3 protein-coding genes are annotated in these 2,314 nt (G+C 59.7%); 2 read left to right on the top strand and 1 reads right to left on the bottom strand.

Annotated features, from left to right (window positions below):
- A partial coding sequence (locus C484_RS12045) for an iron-containing alcohol dehydrogenase (protein ID WP_006826208.1) occupies positions 1–432 on the bottom strand: 432 nt, incomplete at its 3' end.
- A 493-nt stretch (positions 433–925) separates the two neighbouring features.
- On the opposite strand from C484_RS12045, the gene C484_RS12040 reads away from it, so the two are divergent.
- Together C484_RS12040 and C484_RS12035 are read left to right on the top strand one after the other, a co-directional pair.
- Positions 926–1,681 carry a hypothetical protein gene (locus C484_RS12040; RefSeq protein WP_006826207.1) on the top strand — a complete coding sequence of 252 codons (756 nt, stop codon included), beginning with the start codon at positions 926–928 and terminating at the stop codon, positions 1,679–1,681.
- Between the two features lie 131 nt (positions 1,682–1,812).
- Positions 1,813–2,314: MFS transporter (locus C484_RS12035; RefSeq protein ID WP_006826206.1), on the top strand; the 502-nt coding region annotated here is incomplete at its 3' end.

Raw genomic sequence — 2,314 nt, 5'->3', positions numbered from 1 at the left:
GACGAGCACTACGTCTGGATGCGACTCGTAGAAGCGGTACCGTTCGAACTCGCCGTCTTCGGAGTAGATCACGGACAGGCTCGAGGTCGGCGCATCGGTCGAGGCGATCGTCGGCATCGAAACCATCGCCCCGCCCGCGTTCTCCCGAACTGCTTTGGCCGTATCGAGCCCTTTTCCGCCGCCGGCACCGACGATCACGTCCGCGTCGATTTCCCGGGCGACCTCCGTTATCCGGTCGATCTCCGTCTCGGAGGCCTCCCCGCCGAACTCCTCGAGCGTCACGTCGACGTCACTTTCCTCGAGACTCGCTTCGGCCCGGTCGCCGATAATCCCGAGAACGTCCGAATCGCCGATCACCAGCGCGGTCTCCGCGATCGGCGCGACTTGGTCGCCGAGCTGACTGAGCGCGTCGCGTCCTTGAACGTACTCCATCGGAGATTTAAACGATCGAATCACGAGTTCACTTCCCACGCCAAGTACGAAGAAGCGCCTGCTTGCAAAATATACCATATCAACCACCCGGTCAAAACGAACTAATCGAAATCGGGAGCCAAAATGAGGGGATTGCGACGCTGTCTGCGACAAATCAACCGGATCGGTGCTCTGTGCAGCGGTTTCGATGAAAGACTATAGAGGCACGTTCATTGATTAGGCTTACAAATTAGGCCGATTAGTTAGACTAACTCATACGTCTACAAAGTCGAGTCGGATACAGACACGCGCCAGCGATACTGGCCAGTCTGCGTTCGCTGCAAGCACTTCTCGTTTGCGAGTTCACCAGTTCGCTAGTCGCCTGGCACGAAAGGAAGACGACAGAGGGATCAGGTTACAGGGGCGGGACGATAGAGACGAAGCAGTAGGCCGGCACTACCCCCGCATTCGCACCGAAAGAGAGAGCATCACGCACCGCGAAGGGTGTCATTCGATGGATGTACCCGCGGTCGCGGCCACTACCAGTGGCTCACTCCTCACCGTCCTGCTCGTCATCGGCGTGGCGCTCGCTCATTTCCTGCCTGATATCCGCTCGGAAACGACGCGTATCTCTCGGCACAGCATCCTCTCGATAGCCGGCGGCATCTCGCTCGTGTACGCCTTCCTCCACCTCTTCCCTGAACTCGATGCGCACAGAGGATCGCTCGCCGGCGTCGAACTCGGCCTCGCAACGCTCACCGAACACCACATCTACATTCTCGTTTTCATCGGCGTCGCACTCTTTTACGGCCTCGAACGGATCGCAACCGTCGTGGATACCCTCGCAGTCGCGTCGAAGGTCGGTATCTCAAAACCCGTGTTCTGGGTGCACATCGGCGGGTTCGTCGTCTACAATGCGTTCATCGGCTACGTACTGGTTCAGGGGCAGACGGGAACAGAGAATACGGTGCTGTTCGCGTTCGCGATGGCGTTTCACCTCTTCGGAAACGACGAGGCGCTGGAACAGCACTACCAGGCGCTCTACAGGCGGAGGGGACGCTGGATTCTCGCGGCCGCGGTCGTCGTCGGAGCCGTCATTGGAGCCGTCTATACGATGGCTGACGCGCTGTTTACGATCCTCATCGGACTCCTGACGGGCGGCGTCGTGTTCAACGCGATCAAAGACGAACTGCCACGAACTCGGGAGAGCCGATTCTGGGCGTTCGTCTCCGGGGCGCTCGTCTACGCGGCGATTCTAGTGACGTTTTAAGAACGGAAGGGTCTGCTCCTGAGACGGCGAGACCGGAGTTACGAAAGCGAGTACGAGTTCAGTTTCGAGACGACAGGCGGTGAAGTGCAGGAAACGGAAGCTTTTCGCTACCGGTCGACTTACGCACTGACGTGCCGAATTCGGTCGCAGAAACGCCCGACAGTCCTCGGAGTTGGGGTATCGCACTCGCCGGTGCGTTCGGGATGGTGTTTACGTTCGGAACACCGCTTTCGTACGGCATCTTCCGACAGCCCTTTAGCGAGGCCTTCGCGGTGTCTCCGGTCGTCCTCTCGGGCGTTTTCTCCGTGATGTTGTGTACGTTCTTCATCGGGTCCGGAATCATCGGCGTCTTCTCCGCGCGGTTGCCGATCCGGGGCGTGCTATTCGTCTGTACGGTTGCAACGGGGTTGCTCGCGCCGTCGCTGTACGCGGTCGAGTCGTATCTCGGGTTGACGGTCGTCTTCGCGGTACTCGGACTCGCGCTGGGAACGGTATTCGTGTTGATCGCGTCGGTGATTCCGCGCTGGTTCGAGGAGCGCCGCGGGGCTGCAACGGGATTGATCTTCGTCGGGAATGGCCTCGGCCTGTTCTTGCTCCCGCCGATCTGGGAGACCGCGATCACGACGCTGGGGG

The sequence above is a fragment of the Natrialba taiwanensis DSM 12281 genome (genome assembly GCF_000337595.1).
GTDB classification, from domain to species: domain Archaea; phylum Halobacteriota; class Halobacteria; order Halobacteriales; family Natrialbaceae; genus Natrialba; species Natrialba taiwanensis.
The sequence above is the reverse complement of the archived record's forward strand: the minus strand, read 5'-3'. Positions and strand labels throughout refer to the sequence as shown.